Origin of the sequence: Stenotrophomonas maltophilia (assembly GCF_002799245.1) — a bacterium.
Classification (GTDB): domain Bacteria; phylum Pseudomonadota; class Gammaproteobacteria; order Xanthomonadales; family Xanthomonadaceae; genus Stenotrophomonas; species Stenotrophomonas maltophilia_S.
Map to the genome: position 1 here is coordinate 14,692 of NZ_NEQV01000009.1, position 20,861 is coordinate 35,552.

Annotated in this window: 17 protein-coding genes and 7 tRNA genes; 12 read left to right on the forward strand and 12 right to left on the reverse strand. The window is 66.5% G+C overall.

Annotated elements, in window-relative coordinates; translation table 11 throughout:
- Positions 1 to 6: 6 nt before the first annotated feature.
- The 4 genes from B9Y64_RS20580 to B9Y64_RS20595 form a co-directional block, all read right to left on the reverse strand.
- Positions 7 to 1,437, reverse strand: coding sequence for a DcaP family trimeric outer membrane transporter (locus tag B9Y64_RS20580; RefSeq protein ID WP_100442235.1), 1,431 nt, complete (start codon positions 1,435 to 1,437; stop codon positions 7 to 9).
- A 514-nt stretch (positions 1,438 to 1,951) separates the two neighbouring features.
- Entirely contained in the window at positions 1,952 to 2,794 is an 843-nt protein-coding gene (dsbG, locus tag B9Y64_RS20585) for a thiol:disulfide interchange protein DsbG (protein ID WP_100442236.1), read from the reverse strand.
- A gap of 30 nt (positions 2,795 to 2,824) precedes the next feature.
- Positions 2,825 to 3,628: a redoxin family protein gene (locus tag B9Y64_RS20590; RefSeq protein ID WP_100442237.1), complete on the reverse strand. Its 804-nt coding sequence runs from the start codon at positions 3,626 to 3,628 to the stop codon at positions 2,825 to 2,827.
- Between the two features lie 81 nt (positions 3,629 to 3,709).
- Positions 3,710 to 4,777: a GlxA family transcriptional regulator gene (locus B9Y64_RS20595; RefSeq protein ID WP_100442238.1), complete on the reverse strand. Its 1,068-nt coding sequence runs from the start codon at positions 4,775 to 4,777 to the stop codon at positions 3,710 to 3,712.
- Positions 4,778 to 4,962: 185 nt separating this feature from the next.
- On the opposite strand from B9Y64_RS20595, the gene B9Y64_RS20600 reads away from it, so the two are divergent.
- From B9Y64_RS20600 to B9Y64_RS20630, 7 genes are all read left to right on the forward strand, one after another.
- Positions 4,963 to 5,361 (forward strand): heavy metal-responsive transcriptional regulator, encoded by a 399-nt coding sequence (locus tag B9Y64_RS20600; RefSeq protein WP_100442239.1) that lies wholly within the window; start codon positions 4,963 to 4,965, stop codon positions 5,359 to 5,361.
- Between the two features lie 103 nt (positions 5,362 to 5,464).
- A tRNA-Ala gene (locus B9Y64_RS20605) sits at positions 5,465 to 5,540 on the forward strand.
- Positions 5,541 to 5,594: 54 nt separating this feature from the next.
- Positions 5,595 to 5,670: transfer RNA gene (locus B9Y64_RS20610), tRNA-Glu, on the forward strand.
- A gap of 184 nt (positions 5,671 to 5,854) precedes the next feature.
- Positions 5,855 to 5,930: transfer RNA gene (locus B9Y64_RS20615), tRNA-Ala, on the forward strand.
- Between the two features lie 49 nt (positions 5,931 to 5,979).
- Positions 5,980 to 6,055: transfer RNA gene (locus B9Y64_RS20620), tRNA-Glu, on the forward strand.
- Between the two features lie 44 nt (positions 6,056 to 6,099).
- A tRNA-Ala gene (locus tag B9Y64_RS20625) sits at positions 6,100 to 6,175 on the forward strand.
- A gap of 48 nt (positions 6,176 to 6,223) precedes the next feature.
- A tRNA-Glu gene (locus B9Y64_RS20630) sits at positions 6,224 to 6,299 on the forward strand.
- A 99-nt stretch (positions 6,300 to 6,398) separates the two neighbouring features.
- Here the strand turns inward: B9Y64_RS20630 and B9Y64_RS20635 are convergent.
- Entirely contained in the window at positions 6,399 to 6,815 is a 417-nt protein-coding gene (locus B9Y64_RS20635; RefSeq protein ID WP_100442240.1) for a GNAT family N-acetyltransferase, read from the reverse strand.
- Positions 6,816 to 6,891: 76 nt separating this feature from the next.
- Between B9Y64_RS20635 and B9Y64_RS20640 the strand changes: the two genes are divergently transcribed.
- Positions 6,892 to 7,848, forward strand: a complete 957-nt coding sequence (locus tag B9Y64_RS20640) for an SOS response-associated peptidase family protein (protein ID WP_100442241.1) — start codon at positions 6,892 to 6,894, stop codon at positions 7,846 to 7,848.
- Between the two features lie 45 nt (positions 7,849 to 7,893).
- On the opposite strand, the gene B9Y64_RS20645 is transcribed toward B9Y64_RS20640, so the two are convergent.
- Together B9Y64_RS20645 and B9Y64_RS20650 are read right to left on the reverse strand one after the other, a co-directional pair.
- Positions 7,894 to 8,091, reverse strand: coding sequence for a hypothetical protein (locus tag B9Y64_RS20645; protein WP_010484956.1), 198 nt, complete (start codon positions 8,089 to 8,091; stop codon positions 7,894 to 7,896).
- A gap of 69 nt (positions 8,092 to 8,160) precedes the next feature.
- Entirely contained in the window at positions 8,161 to 8,541 is a 381-nt protein-coding gene (locus tag B9Y64_RS20650) for a response regulator (RefSeq protein ID WP_100442242.1), read from the reverse strand.
- A gap of 132 nt (positions 8,542 to 8,673) precedes the next feature.
- Between B9Y64_RS20650 and B9Y64_RS20655 the strand changes: the two genes are divergently transcribed.
- Together B9Y64_RS20655 and B9Y64_RS20665 are read left to right on the forward strand one after the other, a co-directional pair.
- A tRNA-Leu gene (locus tag B9Y64_RS20655) sits at positions 8,674 to 8,759 on the forward strand.
- Between the two features lie 296 nt (positions 8,760 to 9,055).
- The gene (locus tag B9Y64_RS20665; protein ID WP_100442243.1) at positions 9,056 to 10,495 is read left to right on the forward strand and encodes a GGDEF domain-containing protein; all 1,440 of its coding nucleotides are present in this window, start codon (positions 9,056 to 9,058) and stop codon (positions 10,493 to 10,495) included.
- Here the strand turns inward: B9Y64_RS20665 and B9Y64_RS20670 are convergent.
- Complete coding sequence (locus B9Y64_RS20670; RefSeq protein WP_100442244.1) at positions 10,492 to 12,318, reverse strand: methyl-accepting chemotaxis protein; 1,827 nt, start codon at positions 12,316 to 12,318, stop codon at positions 10,492 to 10,494. The two genes, B9Y64_RS20665 and B9Y64_RS20670, sit on opposite strands and share 4 nt — an antisense overlap.
- Before the next feature lie 467 nt (positions 12,319 to 12,785).
- On the opposite strand from B9Y64_RS20670, the gene B9Y64_RS20675 reads away from it, so the two are divergent.
- Both B9Y64_RS20675 and B9Y64_RS20680 read left to right on the forward strand, forming a co-directional pair.
- Entirely contained in the window at positions 12,786 to 13,874 is a 1,089-nt protein-coding gene (locus tag B9Y64_RS20675) for a DUF5694 domain-containing protein (protein ID WP_100442245.1), read from the forward strand.
- Between the two features lie 45 nt (positions 13,875 to 13,919).
- Positions 13,920 to 14,234: a putative quinol monooxygenase gene (locus tag B9Y64_RS20680; protein ID WP_238379952.1), complete on the forward strand. Its 315-nt coding sequence runs from the start codon at positions 13,920 to 13,922 to the stop codon at positions 14,232 to 14,234.
- A gap of 1 nt (position 14,235) precedes the next feature.
- Here the strand turns inward: B9Y64_RS20680 and B9Y64_RS20685 are convergent, their stop codons facing one another.
- The 4 genes from B9Y64_RS20685 to B9Y64_RS20700 all read right to left on the reverse strand — a co-directional run bounded on the left by B9Y64_RS20685 (position 14,236) and on the right by B9Y64_RS20700 (position 20,307).
- Positions 14,236 to 14,478, reverse strand: a complete 243-nt coding sequence (locus tag B9Y64_RS20685; RefSeq protein ID WP_100442246.1) for a hypothetical protein — start codon at positions 14,476 to 14,478, stop codon at positions 14,236 to 14,238.
- 76 nt (positions 14,479 to 14,554) lie between these two features.
- Positions 14,555 to 15,946, reverse strand: a complete 1,392-nt coding sequence (locus B9Y64_RS20690) for an efflux transporter outer membrane subunit (RefSeq protein ID WP_100442247.1) — start codon at positions 15,944 to 15,946, stop codon at positions 14,555 to 14,557.
- On the reverse strand, positions 15,933 to 17,096 hold the full coding sequence (locus tag B9Y64_RS20695) for an efflux RND transporter periplasmic adaptor subunit (RefSeq protein ID WP_100442248.1): 1,164 nt from the start codon (positions 17,094 to 17,096) through the stop codon (positions 15,933 to 15,935). The genes B9Y64_RS20690 and B9Y64_RS20695 overlap by 14 nt, the downstream gene beginning before the upstream one ends.
- Positions 17,089 to 20,307: an efflux RND transporter permease subunit gene (locus B9Y64_RS20700; protein WP_100442249.1), complete on the reverse strand. Its 3,219-nt coding sequence runs from the start codon at positions 20,305 to 20,307 to the stop codon at positions 17,089 to 17,091. The genes B9Y64_RS20695 and B9Y64_RS20700 overlap by 8 nt, the downstream gene beginning before the upstream one ends.
- Positions 20,308 to 20,861 lie beyond the last annotated feature (554 nt).

Sequence of the window (20,861 nt, forward strand, 5' to 3'; positions counted from 1 at the left end):
TGGCGCCTATTTGATGAAGTTGTATTGCAGGCTGCCCTGCACCCGGACCGTGTCACCGCGCGCGCCCGCCTGTTGTTCCAGGCGGCCGTACAGCAGCTCCATGCCCATCGTCCACGAAGGTGCCGGGCTCCAGATCAGGTTGAAGACGCCGTAGCGGCTCTGCCGGAATGCATCGGCCGCCAGTGCGGCGTTCCGCTCCAGGGTCAGCTGGCCGAAGATCAGGTTCGATCGCCACAGTCCGGACCAGTAATGGGTGTAGCCAACGAAGCCCCCGTGCAGGTCCAGCGCGTTGAGACGGCCGTCGGCACCGACCACCGCGTCCAGCCCCGAGCCGGTCAGGTCGGCGGTGTAGCGACTGAGGCCACGCCCTCCGAGCACGCCGAACAGCAGCAGGTCGCGCTCGCCTACCGATGCCGAGCCACTGAACTGCAGGCCGCCGGCCATGCTCCGGTCACGCTCGCCGTCACCGTCATAGGCCAGGCTGCGTGCCACGGCGCCCAGCTGCAGATGACCCCAGTCGCGCTCCATGCGCGCGGTCACGGTCATGTCGGGCAGGCGGTTCACTGCCGCTCGCGTATCGCTGGCGCCTGCAAGTTCAGTCTTCGGATCTTCGGCGGCGATGGTCAGGGTGTTGCCCTTGCCCATCGTAAAGCTGTGGTGGATGCCGGCCACCAGCAGGTAGCCGGCCCCACCGGGGCCAGCGAAGTCCAGCGTGTCGGGCAGGCTGTCCGGATCCATGAAGCTGGAATAGCCGTAGCCGGCATAGGTATTGCCGAGCTGGCCATACGCGTGGCGCAGGCGGAACTCATAGCCGTCGCTGCTGCCGAAGAAGTCATTCTCCAGGTAGAAGCGCAGGTTGCCGTGCGTGGTCGGGCGCCGCGCCTCGAAGCTGAAGCGGGTCTGCTTGGCATGGATGTTGAAGTTGGAAACATCGCGATGGCTGCCACCCACCGGCATCGAGGAGGGAATGAACTGATCCTCGTCACCGGCCGCGCGCGAATCGGCAATCGCATCGAGCTTGGCATAGCCGCCAATGCGGATCACCGTATCGGTGCCGGGAATGGCAAAGAAACCCTTCAGATCCGGGTCGGTCGGCCCGGCGGCGCTATCGGGACGCAAGGCCGCCGTTGAGGGGTCGGCCACGGATTCGCGCTGTGGCAGCACCGGCTGCGCCACGCCCGGCACCTGGGTGGGATGAAGCAGGTTGGCGCTGCCGGCAGGTGCAACCACCGGCACCGTCGCCTGCGCAGCGGCCGCTCCGGCGCCATCGCGTTGCTCGAGCCGATCCAGGCGCTGCTGCATGCCTTCCAATGCCTGCCGCATGGCCGCGATTTCCTGGCGCAAGGCCCGCGCATCCTCCTGGCCAACCTGCTGCGCATATGCCGGCGTGATCGCCAGCGCGGTCAAACAGGCCAGACTCAGTACCGCCAAGCGCATTGCATCCTCCCTGGACGAACCATTGCAACGCGCTGACGGCGCGCGCACAGGCGCGACTCCGACATTGCGTTGCCGTTGCTGGAACTGCAGGTACTGCGTCGACGACAGCGGCCAGCCTGCGCGTGGCAGACAACAGGACGATGACACTGCCCCACCCGCACCGACGTCGACTCCATCAAGGCCGCGCTGCCAGAGAGGTGGCGACCGCAGCGGTCTGGGTAACAATCAGGGAGTGAGAATGTCGTGAATGGCTGTGCCGACTGCCCCGATCCAGGGCATGTCAGGCGCGGCATCCATGGCGCGTTGACGCTGTATTCCATGCGTCACAGGCTAATCCGCCTGTTGTTTTTGGCCTTGATTGGAATCAAGGCGCGATGCTTGATGTCAGTCACGATTCAGACGTGACGACGAACAGGTGGTGCGCAACCTGCATCACCCGCATACGTGGCAGAAAGCAACAGGCCCGCATGCTGCCATGCGGGCCTGTGGGGTCACATCACGACATGGCTGCCGATCAGCGCGGGCCCAGCACCGTCTGCAGGTCAGTGCCCTGTGGCAGACCGGCGCGACGCTGCACCTGGCCCTGTGCATCCTGGAACAGGATACCCGGCGTGCCCTGGAAGCCCATCTCGATCATCAGCACCTGGTTGGCATCGAGCTTGCCGGCGATCTCGCGGCTGATGCTCGGCAGGGCCTTGATGCCACCACGGTCGAACTGATGTTCGTTTTCCAGCAGGGCCGCACTCGGGTCACGCGCAGACAGGATGGCAGCGGCCTTGGCCGGGCTGTCCTCGCGGATCACGCCGACCATGATGTGGCGCAGCTGCACCTTGCCGGCGTCGACCCACGGACGCGCCGCTTCCCAGAACTTGTGGCAGTACGGGCAGTTGGCATCACTGAAGGTATAGACCACGCGCGGTGCATCGGCCTTGCCGTCACGCACCCAGGCACTGGCTTCCAGCTTGGTCCACATCTTGGCCGACATGGGTGCAGCAACCAGCTTCTCCACTGCTTCGGCGGCCACATCGTTGCCCTCGGCATCGAACAGGCTGCCTACCAGCACGTGCTTGCCGTCGGCGGTGACGTAGGCCGCGGCCGGCTGCTGCCCGCCCACCACGCCAGCGAAGCCACGCAGGCCACCGGGTGCATCGAATTCGGCAACGACTTCGAAACCGTGCTTCTCGATGCCTTTCAGCACTGCGGGGCGCTCACCCTTGGCCGCAGAGGCCGGAGCGCTCGCGGCCGGTGCTGCCGCCGTCTTGCCCGGAGGGGTCTGGGCCTGACTGCAGGCGGCCAATGCCAGCATGACCGGCAGCAACAGCACCGCCGGGGCGATGCGCAGGGAAGTCGACAACATGGGAACTCCGTAATGAGATGCCCGCGCAGGCTACCGCAGCCGGCGCAGTTTGTGTTCAAGGCCGGCTGCTGTCAGTTCGCCAAGGTGCAGTTCACGCAGGCGCCCTTCGGCGTCGAAGAACAGCGTCGACGGGTAGGCCTGCACACCCAGTACGGTTGACGCGGAGGCGGTATCGTCCAGCAGTACATTGCCCAGCCAGAGCTGTTCGGATGCGATGAAACCCTTCACTTCGTCCAGGGTTTCCCCCTGGTTGAGGAACACGAACTGCACGTCGGTGTGCGTCTGCTGTGCGGATGCCAGTACCGGCATCTCACGCCGGCACGGTCCACACCAGCTGGCCCAGAGATTCAGCACCACCGGTTTGCCCCGGAACTGCTGCAGGTCGATCATGCGCCCCTGCAGATCGGCCACCTGTACCGCCGGTAGCGGCATCCGCCGCTCCTGCCATGCTGCCAGCAGCTGGCCTCCGGCCGCCCACAGCACCACGCCCACCAACGCCCCCACCAGTACCGGCGCACGTAACACGCGCCACGGCCGCAGCCGCCAGATGCCCCACGCCAGGCCCGCAACCAGCACGACGGCGAGGTGATACCCGCCATCGGCGATCTGCAGGATGCTCCAGGGGGCCTCACGGTAGAGCGCGAAGTTCAAGGCCACGAAGCTGATACGTCCGCACAGCAGGCCGATCAGCAACATGTCCAGAACCATGCTTGCCGCGGAGGGCACGGCCATCCCGTCTTTCCGACGCGGCCAAAGGTGTGCCACCGCCATGGCCAGCAGCACGCACACCAGGATCAACACCACCGGCATCGGCACCGGTCCAACACTCGACATCAGCCCACCTGCTCCATCAACCGTGGCCTGCATGGTCGAAGCGTCGCGCCCAGGTTGCAAGCGCGACGCCCACCGCGGGCATCAGGCCGCGCTGCCCGGCATCTGAATGCCGGGCGCCGAGTGCAGCCCACGCAGACTGCCCGCCACCGATGACAACAGCGGCCGCTCGCGCCGCTTGCTGTTGACCTGCCGGCGATAGTTGGCCGGCGTCATTCCAACAATGCGCAGGAACAGACGGCGGAATGCGCTCTGGTCGGCGTAACCCACGCCCCAGGCCACTTCATCGATACCCGCCCCCTGCTGCAGCAGTGCCTGCGCCTTGGCGATGCGCAACCGCTGGCAATATTCGATCGGGCGCAGGCCGGTGGCCTTCAGGAAGCGCCGCTGCAGGGTCCGTGGCTCCAGTCCGGAAACATCACAGATCGCAGCGAGCGTGGCACCACGCGCAGCGGTGGTATGCAGCCAGCGTTGCGCCCTCAGTACGTCGCGATCACCGTGGGCGAAGTTGGCACTGAAACGCTCGAGATCCTGCTGGATGGCCGCTGGCACCGTGATCCCCAGCTGCAGCGCAACGGAACTGGCCACGCCCTGACCGTGCAGGCGGTACAGCAGGCGCAGGGCGAGAAACCGCCAGGCCTGGGAACCGGCCACCGTCAGCAGGTCGCCGTCATCGACCAGCGCGCGCTCACTGGGCACCCAGCTGGCCGACTGCCCCTGCAGGCCCGGATGGCGCCCGAGGTCCGGACCACTGACGATGCGCCCGGCCAGCAGACCAGCGCGCGCCAGCATGCTGACACCATCGCTGGCCGCCGCCAGCAGACTGCCACCGTCGTAGTGCGCGCGCAGCCAATCCAGCAGGACCTCATCGGCCCGCAGGCAGACACCCTGGCTGATCTGGCCAGGCACGGCGATCACGGCGGGAATGTCCGCCTCGAGCATCTCCGCGCCGGCAATGCGATGCACGCCGGTCTGGCTGGCCGGCACGATCCAGCGGGTCACCAGGACACGCTTGAACGGACGGCGCTGCTGGTGGGCAAGCCGGTTGGCGACATGTGCCATTTCGGTCAGCACGGAGGCGGCCGACGGGTCACCTCCCGGGTACTCGACCACCGCAACCTCGACGAATCCTTCGTTCCTGAATCCTTCCACAGGCCATCTCCTCGGTTCGTTGCAGGCCATCCAGCGGCCGGTTCAAGCGCAGGGTAGGAACTGCCAGGACAGTGGGGCTATGAAGAAAGTTGCAAAGTGTGCTGAATGCGCTGTCAGCGACTGACCTTGACCCTGGACCTGACTCAAGGCTTCACAATGACCGGCCGCATCCGCAGGAATCCGCCATGAACATTGGTCAACTGGCGCGCCAGGCCGGCGTGCCGATCGATACGGTGCGCTACTACGAGCGCCAGCAGTTGCTGCCCACGGCGGCACGCTCGGCCGGCGGCTACCGCATCTTCGGTGAGCAGGACCTGCGCAGGCTGCGCTTCATCCGCCGTGCCAAGACACTGGGCTTCAGCCTGGAAGAAATCGCCGAACTGCTGGCACTCAGCGACCGCCACGCGCAGGACATGGGCAGCGTGCGCGACACGGCGCAGGCCCGCCTGCAGGACATCGCACAACGCATGGCCGAACTGCAACGCATGCACACCGCGCTTGCGCAGCTGGTCGATGCCTGCCCCGGCCACGGCGCACTGGATCAGTGCCCGATCCTGGCGGCGCTGACCGACGACGCCGCATGAGAGCGTGCGACCGTCATCCACCTCGCAACGCGCGTGAAGAAAAGTGCAACAAATGCTTGCCAACCCCCTGGGGCAAGGCTATTATTTCGCTCCTCAGCGACGTGGGGCCATAGCTCAGCTGGGAGAGCGCCTGCATGGCATGCAGGAGGTCAGCGGTTCGATCCCGCTTGGCTCCACCAATCTTTCGGCATTAGGCCGTCGAAAGGTCGCTAAAGAACATTGATGAGAATTGCGTCCCCATCGTCTAGAGGCCTAGGACATCACCCTTTCACGGTGGCGACCGGGGTTCGAATCCCCGTGGGGACGCCACTCATCACGAACAACGAGGACCCGGCCGATAACCGGGTCTTTTTTGTTCACCGCCTACCGGCATTCAGGTTGTGGCGTTGCGGTTCCCCTGCCCTCGTGGCGACGGTTGAACCGGAACGAAAAAAGTTCAAAAAAAGCTTCCACAAACGTGAACACGCAGGTATGATAGGCGGCTCGGTAACACGGGGCCATAGCTCAGCTGGGAGAGCGCCTGCATGGCATGCAGGAGGTCAGCGGTTCGATCCCGCTTGGCTCCACCACTTTCGACATTAGGCCGTCGAAGGTTCTACAACTTGAAGTTTTTCGTGCGTCCCCATCGTCTAGAGGCCTAGGACATCACCCTTTCACGGTGGCGACCGGGGTTCGAATCCCCGTGGGGACGCCAGTTTCAAAACGGACTCTGCTCCCGGCAGATATCCGATGTTTCATGGGGCCATAGCTCAGCTGGGAGAGCGCCTGCATGGCATGCAGGAGGTCAGCGGTTCGATCCCGCTTGGCTCCACCACTTCGACATTAGGCCGTCGAAGGATCTACAACTTGAAGTTTTTCGTGCGTCCCCATCGTCTAGAGGCCTAGGACATCACCCTTTCACGGTGGCGACCGGGGTTCGAATCCCCGTGGGGACGCCAATTCTTGAAACCCCGGCTTCGGCCGGGGTTTTTCTTTGCCTGTGATCTGCCATCACGCCGAAGCCAACCACGCATGGATGGCTTCACCCCGGGCACAGCTCAGAACCGCCGATACATCCCGATCGATGCCGGTGCCGTCGGCGCGAAACCAAACTGTGCGTACAACCGGTGCGCCTCGCCATCAGCCAGCAGGCTGACATACGCCGACGGCGGCAGGTTGGCCTGCATCCAGCCATCCAGGCGCCGCATCACCTCCTTGCCCAGGCCCTGCCCCTGCAACCGCGGCAGCACCGCGATGTCGCAGACCTGCAGGTGGCAGCCGCCATCACCGACGATACGCCCCATCGCCACAAGTTCAGCGCCCTGGTAGGCACACACGCCGAACAACGTATTGGGCAGCGCGCGCGTGGCGGCTTCCCGGGTCTTGGCACTGAGGCCTGCAAGCACACGCAACTGGCAGTAGTCCTCGACCGTGGGCACAGCTTCGCGGAACTGGCAGGTGATGGAATCATTCATGCGGCATCTCCTGATGGGTCGGGCTATCCTGCCGCATCCACGTCGCAGCCGCTGCGACCCAGGCCCATACCGCCCCATGTGCTATTCCGCCCTGATCCGCGCTGATTACGCCAAGCTGGTACGCGAGTTCGGCGCCATCCTGTCGCTGGAAGCGTTCGCCGAACTGTACGCACACGATCCGGGCAAGAAACGGCCGAAGACCCCGAAGGCGATGGATGACGGATTCGCCGGTGCGCGTACCGAACAGGGACGGGACATCCTGGCCAGGATCCAGCAATGGCATGCGCAGGAGCAGCAGGCACTGGAGGCCGAACTGGCCCGGCAACGCGAACGACGCGATATTGCCCATGCCACGCTGGCCACCCGGCCCACGCAGAAGGCACGCAACGACCTGCGCGTGGCCGGCAACCGCATCGAGCGTGCACAAACCCGACTGGAGGACCTGCACCGGGTGCAGTTGCTGCCGCGCGACAACCGCATTTTTCCCGGCACTTACGCGCCGGTGATGGTCAGCGAGAACGGCCAGCGCGTGATCAAGCCGATGCGCTACCAGTGCCGCCTGCCGGACAAGCCTGCGCGCAACGACGTGCTATACCCCGGCACCTACAATGCGCGGCGCGACAGCCTGGAAGGTTACTGGCGGGGTGCGTTCGGACTGCGCCACGGCGTGGTGGTGGTGCAGGCGTTCTACGAACACGTGCCACGCCACGCCATCGCCGGCCGCAGCCTCGGTACCGACGAAAAGGAACAGGATGTAGTGCTCGAATTCCGTCCCGATCCTCCCCGCGACCTGCTGCTGGCCTGCCTCTGGGCGGAATGGGAAGGACAGGAAGGCCGCCTGCTGTCGTTTGCCACGATCACCGACGCACCTCCCAGCGACGTCGCCGCTGCCGGGCATGACCGCGGCGTGGTACCGATCCGCAAGGAACACCTCGACGCCTGGCTCAATCCCGACCCGGATGACCTGGCGCGCCAGTACCGCATCCTCGATGACCGCGAGGAGATCCGTTACGTGTACGAGGAAGCGGGATGAGCGCCACGCGCCATTGAAAAACCCCGCCTGGGCGGGGTTTCTGGATCAGGGGTTGCCGCCGCACATCGCCTCTTCGCAGAAGGCTTGCTCCTGCAGGCATTGCTCAACCTCGCCGCCGCGCGCGATGCAGCTCTTGTAGAGCTGGAAACAGGGCTGGCCGCACCATGCGGCAGACGCCGTACCACCGAAGACCGCCATCGAAAGGACACCCGCAGCAACCATGCGCTTGATCCACTTCTTCATGCCACTCTCCTTGTAGGCCTGAGCATTCAGGCCTCGGCAGCATACTCCTGGCGGTCCGCCGTGAGCTGCTCAGGCCTTGACGCTGGCGCGGCCAACGGCACGGGCCAGCGCCCGTGACAGATCGGCCGACAGATACGGCTTGACCAGCAGCAGGCCGGCCAACATCGGCGCCGGCAGCTGCTCGGCCAGCATCCCGGTGGCCAGCACGAACGGAATGCCACGCGCTGAAAGCGCTGCAGCCACCGGCTCACTGGTCTCGTTGCGGGCCAGCCGGTAGTCCAGCAGGGCCACGTCCGGCGCGCTCTGCTCCAGCAGCCGCAGGGCCTCGGACACACTCGCTGCAAGCCCGACCACCGTCGCGCCGGCATGCACCAGCTGCATCTGCAGCAGGGCCGCACTCATTTCGTCGTTCTCGACCACCAGCACCCTCAGGTCCTGCAACACTGTCATCGGCTACCGCTCCTGGAGGCATTTACACGCGGTGAGTATAGCTACCAAGGGGCCAATGCCGACAGGAACCGCCCTGATAGTCCCTCCTACTATGCATCTCCTGCCGACCTCGGTTACACTCGCACGCTGCCTGCCGGTGTGGCGGAATGGTATACGCAGCTGACTCAAAATCAGCCGGGGGTAACCCCATGAAGGTTCGAGTCCTTTCACCGGCACCACTGCATCAAAGGCCAGGTCCATGACCTGGCCTTTTGCATTTCCCGGGCCCGGGCGCCGGCACTGGCAAGGATGCCCCGGCATGCCCTGCCCACGCCTGCCGGCACCCTGCCCGCGCGGCTGCGCCCGCTGCAGGCGTCCGATGCCGCCTGGTCCATTTCCTCTCGCGGCCAGGCGTGACCGAGCACATATGTGACACCCAGCAAGGTTTTAAATAGACCGGCCGCACACTTTTCTTGCCAGCCTCACGTACTTCTGCCTATCGTGATCGCAGCCGGATCCGGGGGCGGGGGAATGCATGACGTTGCGTGCAGCACTGTTTTTCATGGTCACGCACGCGCTTGTCATTGCCTTGATCGGCCCGCAGGACCCGGTTGGCTCCTACCTGATGCTGATCACGGCCCCTCTTCTGGCCGCACTGGCCTGCGTGCGGCGCGCGCGCGACAGCCAGGCGGCCTGCAAATGGCGAACGCTTGGCGCGGCCGTCGGCCTGTTCTCGCTCGCCCTGCTGGCCCTGCTGTATCGCAATGTGGCCGGCCTCACCCCTGTGCAGATGACCGCATCGTCACTGATCCTGTACGTGTTCTACCGGATCCCACTGACCTACGTGGCTGCCAGCCCGGGCGGCGGCAACCGCTTCATCCGTGCGGTGGACCTGGTGATCATCGCGCTGCTGTGGTTGCTGTACTTCGTGCATACGCGGGCCATGGCGCATCTGAACACCGCATTGTGGACGCAATGCCTGCACACGATGAGCAACGTGCAGAACAGCCTGGTGTTCTGCTTCGCGCTGATCCGCTTCCTGGCCGAAGACAATGCCGACCGCCGCGACTTCTTCCGCATGCTGGCGATCTACGCGCTGGGGTACTTCCTGCTGGCGTTCTCCATCAATACCTGGCTGCCACAGGTACCCGATGGTGGCTGGGGAGACCTGCTGATCAGCGGCCTGTTCGTGCTGCTGGCCGTGCTGGCCGGCAGCACGCATCGCCCATCGGCGGTGGTCGTACCGCGCAACCTGCGTCGCATCGTCGATGCCGCCGTGCCGCTGATGCTGCCGTTGCTGCTGATGATGGTGGCACTGCTGGTTGCACGCCTGCAACCGACCCTGGCCGCCGTGGGTTTCATCGGTGCCATGCTCGGCTATGCCCTGCGCAGCGTGCTGACCCAGGTCCAGATCCAGCGCGAGCGCGATGAGCTGGCGCTGTTGGCCCGGCGCGATCCGCTGACCGGGCTGGGCAACCGGCGCAATTTCGATGAATCGCTCGGCAGCGCGCATGGCCGCGCGCGTCGCCAGGGCCTGGGGCTGGCGGTGCTGATGATCGACATCGACCACTTCAAGCGACTCAATGACACCTACGGGCACCCGGAAGGCGATCGCCGACTGCAGGCGGTCGCCGCGATCCTCGATGGCTGCCTGCAACGCGGCGATGACCTGCTGGCGCGCTACGGCGGCGAGGAGTTCATCGCCGCCCTGCCCGCGCCCGACGCCGCCCACGCCCTGGGCCTCGGCGAGCGCCTGCGCGCTGCCGTGGAAGCCGCCGCCCTGCCCGCCGCCGAGGCCCACGTGACCATCAGCATCGGCGTGGCCTGGCAGGCCGCGCATGAGCCGGCCGACCCGCGTGGCCTGGTCGACCGGGCCGACCAGGCCCTGTACCGGGCCAAGCATGCCGGCCGCAACTGCGTGCATGCTGCCCCGGCCATCGCGGCCGGGGAGCAACACTCCGACCAGCAGACCTAGACCGCGCGCAGCACCGCCGCGCCGTGCAGATGCCCCGTCCCGCCCTGCACCCGGAAGCTGGCCACCGTCTGCAGCAGCTGCGCTGACTGCTCTTCCATGCTGCGCGCCGCGGCCGAGGCTTCCTCGACCAGCGCGGCGTTCTGCTGGGTGCCCTGGTCGATCAGATCGACGGCATGGTTCATCTGCTGGATGTCGTCGCTCTGCTGCTGCGCGGCCGTGCTGATTTCGGACATCAGGTCGCTGACCCGGCGCACGTTGACCACGATCTCGTCCATGGTGCGGCCGGCGCTCTCGACCTGCGCGGTGCCGGCGCCGACATTGGCCACCGACGCATCGATCAGCTGCTTGATCTCCTTGGCAGCACTGGCCGAGCGCTGCGACAGTTCGCGGATCTCGGTGGCGACCACGGCGAAGCCACGCCCGTGTTCACCTGCTCGCGCCGCTTCCACTGCCGCGTTCAACGCAAGGATGTTGGTCTGGAAGGCGATGCCGTCGATCACGCCGATGATGTCGACGATGCGCCGCGAGGACGCATTGATCACCGCCATGGTCTCGACCACTTCGTGCACCACGTTGCCGCCGCGTGCAGCGACATCGGCGGCGCCACCGGCCAGCTGGCTGGCCTGCCGTGCGTTGGTCGCGGTGCGCTGCACGGTCTCGGCCAGCCCCTTCATCGACACCGCGGTCTCCTCCAGCGACGCGGCCTGCTGCTCGGTGCGCTGCGACAGATCGCTGTTGCCCTGCGCGATCTCGGTTGCGCCAACAGCAATGGTGTCGGCGGCGAACTTGATCTGGCCGATGATCGCAGCCATCGCCTCGACCAGCGAATTCACGCCCTCGCACAGTTCCGCGATCGGCCCGTTCTTGTCGGCGGTGGCCACGCGCCGGGTCAGGTCGCCCTCCTTGGCGGCCGCCACCACTTCACGGGTCTGCGCCACGGCACGTTGCATGGCCTGGTTCTCATGCACCTGCGCGGTGATGTCGGTGGCGTACTTGACGACCTTGAACGGCTTCCCGTTGAGGTCCAGGATCGGGTTGTAGGAAGCCTGGATCCAGACCTCGCGCCCCCCCTTGCCCAGGCGCCGGTACTGGCCGGCATCGTATTCGCCACGGCCAAGCTTCTCCCAGAACTGGCGATACTCGGCACTGCCGCGATACTCGGCCTCGACGAACAGCGAATGGTGCTGGCCACGCACTTCATCCAGGCTGTAGCCGGTGGCGGCCAGGAAGTTGTCGTTGGCCGACAGGATGCGGCCATCCATGCTGAACTCGATCACCGCCTGCGACTTGTCGATCGCGGCCAGCTGCCCGGCCGAATCGGCCGCCTGCAGCTTCTGCGCGGTGATATCGGTGGCGAACTTGACCACCTTGTACGGACGCCCCTGCCGGTCCAGCACCGGGTTGTACGAGGCCTGGATCCAGATCTCGCGCTGGCCCTTGCCGAAACGCCGGTACTGGCCAGCGTCATATTCGCCACGACCCAACCGCGCCCAGAAGTCACGGTATTCGGCGCTACGCGCCTGCTCGGGATCGACGAACAGGGAATGATGCTTTCCCTGGATCTCCTCCAGCCGGTAGCCCATCGCCTGCAGGAAGTTGTCGTTGGCCTGCAGGATGGTGCCATCGAGGGCGAACTCGATGACCGCCTGGACCCGGTGCAGCGCCGCAACCTGGGCCTCCAGCTCGGCGCGGCCATCGGCCACCGCCTCGACGCCGGCGCGGTGCTGGGGTGCCAGCGCGCCCAGCAGGGCACGCCACGGCGACCAACGGGTATGCAGCTCGGCCGGCGCCTGCGCGCCCGCCGTGAAGCCTGGAATGAGCATTGTCTGATCCTCGGTGTCCGGTAAGCGGTTGCGACCCGACGGGCGGGATGCCCGGCGGCAACTTCAGTTGCTTGGGACTGCAGGTGCCCGCAGGCACCCCTCGAGCGGCTGGCAAGAACGTCTGGTGCGGGTGCGGTCTGCATCCGGGGGCGGCGGAACACACAGCGCGGGCCGCCCATCGGGGGCAGCCTGGGGTCCTGCAGCGGGCGACTGGAGCGGGATCCAGAGGGAATATCGGCGATGCCATCGGTGGCTTTAGCCGGATTCCGCGACGCCCATCGCAATTTGCGGCACCGCTGCCGGGATGCGATAGACAATCGCGGGGCACTTCACGTCGCGATCACCTGCCGCGGGCATCGATGCAGCTCAGGCCGGAAAGGTTTGCATGACCAACGGGAGATACCCCACGACGTGAAAATGGCGAGCATGCAGCGATCTGCAGGATCGTTCACTGACAGGGAGATCGTATGTTCGCTCGCTTGGGCAGCCTCATCATCCTCAGCCTGTGCAGCACCGGTGCGCTTGCCGCAGACGCCAGCTATCGGCCCGCCTTCCGCCCCGATCAGCTGAAGGGCCCACCTGCCGGGCGCCCGAACGAAGTGCTGGTACTGGCTACCACCCACTTGTCCGGCCTGCCCAAGTCCTTCCAGCCCGCCTCGCTGGAACCGTTGCTGCAGCGACTGGTCGCCTGGAAGCCCGAGCTGATCGCCACCGAAGACCTGTCCGGCCTCCAGTGCGATTTCATGCGTCGCTACCCGGCACGCTATGCGGAGAGCGTGGCCACCTACTGCTTCGACACCACGGCTGCACAGGCGGCGACCGGACTGGACGTGGTCGCGGCGAACACCCAGGCCGAGCGCCTGCTTGCGACCTGGCCGAGCAACCCAGCGCCCGCCCAGCGTCGTCGGCTCGCCGCACTGTTCCTGGCAGCCGGCGAACGTGGTTCGGCGCAGGTGCAGTGGCTGCGCCTGCCCGCGTCCGAGCGCAGAGACGGTGATGGACTGACCCCGGCCCTGGTCGAAATCCTCGACAAAGGCCTGGTCCGCCGCAATGAAACCAACCTGATTGCCGCCGAAGTCGCTGCCCGCCTCGGGCATGAGCGGCTGTGGGCCGTGGACGACCACACGGCCGATTCCCCCACGCCCGCCGAGGATGAAGCGGCGGCCAGCGCGGCCATCACCGGTGCCTGGAAAAACGCACATACCCAGGCACGCATGGACGCCGATGAACGCCTGGTGGCCGACCTGGACAAGCCCGGCGGCGTCATGGCCCTGTACAGGGCGTACAACGATCCCACGGCGGCAATGACCGCTTACCAGAGCGACTTCGGCGCGACGCTCGTCGAGCCTTCGCCCAAAGCCTTCGGCAGGATGTATGTCGGCTACTGGGAAACCCGCAACCTGCGCATGGTCGCCAACATGCGCGATGTGCTGGGCCAGCACCCTGGCAGCCGCATGCTGGCCATCGTCGGTGCTTCGCACAAGGGCTACTACGAGGCCTACCTCAACCAGATGCACGATGTGAATCTGGTGAGCTCGGACGAAGTACTGCGTTGACGGTGAAGTGCCGGCAGAACGCCGGCCCCCTCCGGCATATCATGGATGCTTCCCTGCATCGAGTTCGACATGCTGAAGGTGATCGCCGAAGACTTCATCCATCCCGAGGCCCTGGCAACCGTCCAGCCGCTGTATCGGGAGCTGGTCGCCTGCACGCAGCGCGAGCCACTGTGCATCAGCTATGAGCTGTTCGTTGACCAGAAGGATCCCGGGCACTTCATCTTCATCGAGCTGTGGCCCGACCGCGCCGCACTCGACGCCCACTGCGCCAGCGAACACTTCCTGCGCCTGGTGCCGCAGATCAATGCCTTCCAGCGTGCGCCCTGCCGGTTCGTGCTGATGGAGGCCGCTGCGCTGTAGGTCAGCCTGCGATGGTCCGGCGCGATGGCCGGCCCGCACGCCACAGCAGCACGCTGGCCAGCACCGTGCAGGCCAAGGTCAGCACCAGCAACACCACCACGCCCGCGCGCAGCGCCGGCAGCATCGCCAGGGCAAGGTGATCGTCGCGCAATTGTTCCAGGCGCAAGCCACTGGCCAGCGCCAGGCACCAGCCCACCATGGCCGGCGCATAGGCGGCGACGGCATTCCGATTCCAGCTGATCATCCTGTGCTCTCTTGTCCGGGAGGATGCGGCGATTGTTCCGCCCCTCCCTCTCACAGGCTGAGATCGCCTGCCGCCGCTACCGCGACCAGCCACCACCCAGTGCCGCCATCAGCGCCGCACTGGCCTGCAACTGCCGGCTCTGGATGTCCTGCAGGCCCAGCTGCGCCTGGCGGGCATCGGTCTGTGCGCTGACCACGTCCAGATAGCTCACCGCACCACCGGTGTAGCGGTCATGCGCGATCTGCTCCGCCCGCCGCGCGGCCTGCACGGCCTCCTGCTCGTGGCCGCGCTGGGCATCGAGCTGGCGCAGCAGGGTCAGCTGGTCTTCGACCTGGCGGATCGCGGCCAGCACGGTGGCCCGGTACTGCGCCGACGCAGCGTCGAACTCGGCTTCGGCCTCGGCCTTGGCGGCCTTGCGGCGACCGCCATCGAAGACCGGCAATGCGGCCAACGGACCCAGCGCCCAATAGCGGTTGCCGGCATCCAGCAGGGCGCTGCCACCCGAGGTCTGGCCACCCAGCAACCCGGTCAGGCTGAGCTGCGGGAACCACGCTGCTCGCGCCACACCGATTCCGGCATTGGCGGCGAACACGCGACGCTCGGCAGCCGCGATATCCGGCCGCCGCTGCAGCAGATTGCTGGGCAGGTCGGCCGGCACCTTCGGCAGCGCCGGCAGGCCTGCAGTGGCCAGGGCGAATCCACTGGCCGGTGCACCGACCAGTTCGGCAATGGCATGCCGCAGCAGGTCGTGGCGCGCGTCGAGCGCATCCAGATCGGCCTGTGCGCTCGCCAGCTGATGGCGTGCACGGGACACATCCAGCTCCGAAGCGATCTCGCCACGGAATCGGTCTTCGGTCAGCACCAGCGCCTGCTGGTAGTCCTCGATGCTCCCGCGCAGGATCACCTGCTGCGCCTCGGCGCCCCTCAGCTGCAGATAGAGCCCGGCCAGCTGCTGCGACAGGCTCAGCCGCGCGGCGGCCAGGTCGTCGCCACTTGCATCGGCGCGTGCCCTGCCGGCGGCCGCCGCATTGCGCAGCCGCCCCCACAGGTCAAGATCGAACGACAGCGAGAACGTAGCGGTATTGCTGTCATAGATGGCCGGCTGGGTCGCGCTGCGCAGCGGCTTGTCGTCGGACTGGCGCTGCCGCAGCGGGCCCGTACTGAAGCCGATCTGCGGTGCGCGTGCCGACGCCACTTCGCCCGCAGCGGCGCGTGCGGCATCGTAGTGCGCCACGGCCAGTGCCAGCGTCGGATTGGCCTGGTCCAGCTGTTGCTGCAGCTGGTCCAGCACCGGATCGTGGAAGGCCTGCCACCACGCCTCCTGCAACGGCGCGGCGGCCATCCCCGGCCCAACCTGCTCGTAGGCGGCCGGCATCGCCACCGACGGCACCTGATAGGCCGGCGCCAGCGAGCAGCCACCCAGCAGCACCGCCACCCCCAGCGCCACGGCGCGATCAGCCGCGGGCATGCGCAGGCTCCTGCTCAGCGGCCACCACACGCACATGGTCTCCTTCGTGCAGGGCATCGGGTGGATTGGGAATGACCCGGTCGCCAGCCTTCAGGCCCCGGTCCACCCGCAAGGTACTGCCCAGATCACTGGCGATATGGATGTCGCGCAGATGCACGATGTCCTGGGCGTCGACCACCGCCACCTGGGTGCCCTTGGCACGGAAGATCAGCACCTCGGCCGGCACGCTCACACCGGCGCCACCGCCCTGCAACGGCAGGGTCACCTCCGCGTAGCTGCCAGGCAGCAGTGCGCCATCGGCGTTGTCGACCACGAACTGCGCCAGCAGGGTGCCCGAGCTGCGATCGATCGCGCTGGAATCCCCCTGCAGCGTGGCGGTGAAATGGCGCCCTTCCTGGCCGGGCACCTGCAGCGTGGCCTGCAGCCCGGAACGGATGCTGGCCGCGCTGTTCTGCGGCACCGGCACCATCAGGCGCAGGCGGCGGGTGTCGGCGATGTTGAACAGCTCGCGACCGCTGTCGTCGGCACGGATCAGCTGGCCGACATCGGTCTGCCGCGAGGTGACGGTGCCATCGAACGGTGCACGCAGGGTGCGGTAGCGACCGAGCTCCTGCAACCGCGCATAGTCGGCCTGCGCCGCTTCCACGCTGGCCTGTGCGGCCACCGCATTGGCCTGCTTCTCGTCGGCTTCCTGGCGCGACACCGAATGGCTGCCGAGCATGCCCTGCCAACGCTCGGCGCTGACCTTGGCCAGCGCTGCGTCTGCCTGTACCTGCAGCAGATGGGCGTGGGCCTGGGCGATCTGCTGGTCCAGTTCCGGACTGTCGATCACCGCCAGCACCTGCCCGGCCTTGACCGCCTGGCCGATGTCGGCGCTCCACGACTTCAGGTAGCCGCCCACGCGGGCATGGATCGGCGCCTCGGTCCAGGCACTCAGGTGCGCCGGCAGGGTCATTGTTCCTGCAGCGCCGTGTCCACCGGCGACAACCACCTGCACGGACGGAACCGCCTGGCGCTCGGTCCACTCGACCACGGCGTGTGCCTGCTGCGCACGCAGAGCAAGACCACCCGCCACCAGGACGAGCGCAACAGCAGCGGCCAGAAGCAAAGGACGGCGCAGCGGGCGCTGCGGCAGCGAAGACTCAGACATGCAGGGGTTCTCCGGCAGGAGCAGTACGGATTTTGCGGGAGTGGGCCAATGCGAACACCACCGGAACGAACAACAACGTGGCGCAGGTCGCCAGCAACAGGCCGCCGATCACCGCGCGGCCCAGGGGCGCGTTCTGTTCGGTGGACAATGCGGTCGGCAGCATGCCCAGGATCATCGCCAGCGCTGTCATGCAGACCGGGCGGAAACGGGTGAATCCTGCTTCAAGCGCGGCCTTGGCCGCGTCACCGTGCTCGGCCAGGCGCTCTCGGCAGAAGCTGACCACCAGGATCGAATTGGCCGTGGCCACGCCCATGCACAGGATGGCGCCGGTCAACGCGGGCACCGACAGCGTGGTGTGGGTCAGGAACAACATCCAGACCACGCCCGCCAGGCCGGCCGGCAGTGCGGTGATGATCACGAAGGGATCGGTCCAGGACTGGAAATTGATGACGATCAGCAGGTAGATCAGCACGATCGCTGCAAGCAGGCCGTAGCCGAGGCCGGTGAACGCCACATGCAGCGCATCGATCTGCCCATGCAGGCCAACCTCGGTACCCCGTGGCCGTTGCCCGGCCATGCCATCGATGACCTTCTGCACGTCGGCCGCCACCGCACCAAGGTCACGGCCCTGCACGCTGGCATACAGGTCCAGCGTGGGCTGCACGTTGTAGTGGGTGACCACCGCCGAGCTGGAGCCACGCTGGATGTCAGCCAGGCCGCCCAGCACCTGCGGCGTACCGCTGCTACCGGTCACCGGCAGCGCCTGCAGCGCCGCTAGGCTGTCCATGCGGTACTGCGGCGTGGCCGCGACCACGCTGTAGGAAATGCCGTTCTTCGGGCTCAGCCAGAAGGTCGGTGCGACCTGGCCGCTGCCGGCCAGTGACGCCACCATGCTGTTGGTGACATCGCGTTCGGTGATGCCCAGGCCATTGGCACGCAGGCGATCGACATCCACCTTCAGGGTCGGGTAGCCATCGGGCTGCTGCAGGCGCAGGTCGACCAGGCCTGGTACGTGGCGCAGGCGACGCTGCAGTTCCTGGGCATAGGCGCGATTGCCAGCGGCATCCGGTCCGGCGATGCGCACGTCCAGCGGCGCCGGCGAACCAAAGTTGAGGATCTGGCTGCTGGTGTCTGCCGGCAGGAAGGCGAAGCTGGTTCCCGGGAAGGTCGCTGGCAGCACTTCGCGCAGACGCTTCTCGTACTCGGCCGCATCGCCATGACCCGGTTTCAGCGAGACCTGGATGTCGCCGTCTTGCGGACCGATGGTGCCGCTGGCGCTATAGGCCATGTTGATGCCGGTCATCGGCAGGCCGAGGTTGTCGACGATGGCATCGATCTCGCTGGGCGGGAGCTCCTGGCGGATGCGTGCTTCGATGCGGTCGAACGCAGCCGCAGTCTCCTCGATGCGCGTGCCCAACGGCAGGCGCACATGCAGCGACAACGCGCTGGCTTCGGTAGCCGGGAAGAAATCCTGGCCCAGCGTCGGCAGCAGCGCGAAGGACACCAGCACGCAGGCCATGAAGCCGATCAGGAAGCGCCGGCGGTTGGCCAGCGCCAGGCCCAGCAGTGCGTGGTAACGGTCGCGGGTTGCGGAGAAACCGGCTTCGAAGCGCTGCTGCCAGCGCACCAGCGTGGCCGTCAGGCGTGCACGACGCGGCTGCGGATGGTCGCCGTCGTGATGGTTGAGGAAGGCGTCCTCGGGATGATGGCCGACCCCGCCTTCCACCCGGTGCGGACGCAGCAGGTACAGCGCCATGGTCGGTACCAGGGTGCGCGAGAGCACGAACGAGCTGGCCATGGCGAAGATGACCGCCAGCGCCATGGGCCGGAACAGGTACCCGGCGATGCCATCGAGCAGGAACATGGGCACGAACACGATGCAGATGCACAGCAGCGACACGAATGCCGGGCCGACAATCTGTGCCGCGCCATCGAGGATCGCCTCGCGCACGCCCTTGCCCTGCTCCAGATGCCAGTTGACGTTCTCGATGGTCACCGTGGCATCGTCGACCAGGATGCCCACCGCCAGCGCCAGGCCACCCAGCGTCATCACGTTGAGGGTCTGCCCGGCGGCCGACAGCAACGCAATGGCCGAGAGCACCGCCAGCGGGATCGAGGCCGCGATGATCACGGTCGAGCGCCAGCTGCCAAGGAATACCAGGATCATCACGCTGGTGAGCAACGCGGCAATGACGCCCTCGCGGGCGACGCTGCTGATCGACTCGCGCACGAAGGTCGAGGCATCGCCCAGCAACGAGATCTTCAGCGATGGCGGCAGCGATTCGCCGATCTGCGGCAGCATCGCGCGGATGCGGCTGACCAGCGTCAGGGTGGAGGCATCGCCATTCTTCAAGGCAGCCATCAGCACCGAATGACCGCCATTGACGCGCACGATGTTGGTCTGCGGCGGCGAGCCGTCGCGCACATGGGCGACCTGGCCGATCGTGACCACCGCACCGTTGACGGTGCGGATCGGCAGGTCATTCAGCGCTTCGATCTCGCTGGGGCTGTTGTTGAGCAGCACGGTGAATTCATTGCTGCCCAGCTTGGCGGTACCCACCGGGGTGATCTGGTTCTGCGCGGCCAGCGCGTTGCCCACGTCCTGCGCGGACAGCCCCTTGGCTGCCATTGCCTGCGGGTCCAGGTCGAGGGTGATCTGGCGCTGCTTGCCGCCGTAGGGGGCGGGAATGGCCAGGCCCGGGATCGACGTCAGTGGCGGGCGGACCGTGTTCTGTGCAAGGTCGCGGATCTGCGATTCCCCCAGCGTCGGGCTGGAGAACGCCATCTGCAGCACCGGTACGGTCGAAGCGCTGTAGTTGAGGATCAGTGGCGGCGTCATGCCGGCTGGCATCTGCTTGACCATGGTCTGCGAGATCGCGGTGATCTGCGCGTTGGCGGTGCGGATATCCACGCCCGGCTGGAAGAACACCTTGACCACGCCCATGCCGGCCAGCGACTGAGATTCGATATGCGCGATGTCGTTGACGGTGGTGCTGAGCGCACGCTCGTACGGCGAGATTACCCGCCCGGCCATCGCGTCCGGAGACAGACCGGTGTACTGCCAGACCACGGCAATGACCGGGATGCCGATATCGGGAAACACATCCGTGGGGGTGCGCAGCGCGCTGAGCGGACCGACGATGCAGATGAAAATGGCCATCACCACGAAGGTGTAAGGCTTGTTGAGCGCGGTCCTGACCAACCCGAGCATGCGGCTCTCCAGCAATGCACTGCCCACCGCGGGCAGCGCAGGCCCGCAAGTATCGGCGCTGCCAGCTAAAACAAGGCTGTGCCGCAGATGAAACATGTTTCATGAAAGGGGTGGGCTCGGCAGGGCTGCGCCCTGCACCCGCCGAGGCCTTCAAGCCACAGCAATGGCAACAACCGAAGCAAAATCAGCTTCCTGGGGATGGCGAGGCGGTCCTGCCCAGCCACACCGCCCCACCCCCGACAGTTTCCCGGTCGCCAGTAGAGCCACGCCATGCGTGGATGAAATCCATCAGATATCGAAAATCAAGAATGGGGTCAGAGCCCGTTGCGCAGCAACGGGATCCGACCCCAATGGATGTTCCAGCAGATCGCGGGAATCTGTCGAAGGCGGGGTGGGTCCGGTTGCGGGGGTGTCCGCGGCATGGATGCCGCGGCCAAGCCCCCATGGACGGGTTTACGGCGTCCCCCGCAACCGGACCCACCCCGCCTCCCCGCAGGAGACCCCGTTTTTGACGTTGACGTTGCTTCGGCAGGTGCAGGGCTGCAAGCCCTGCC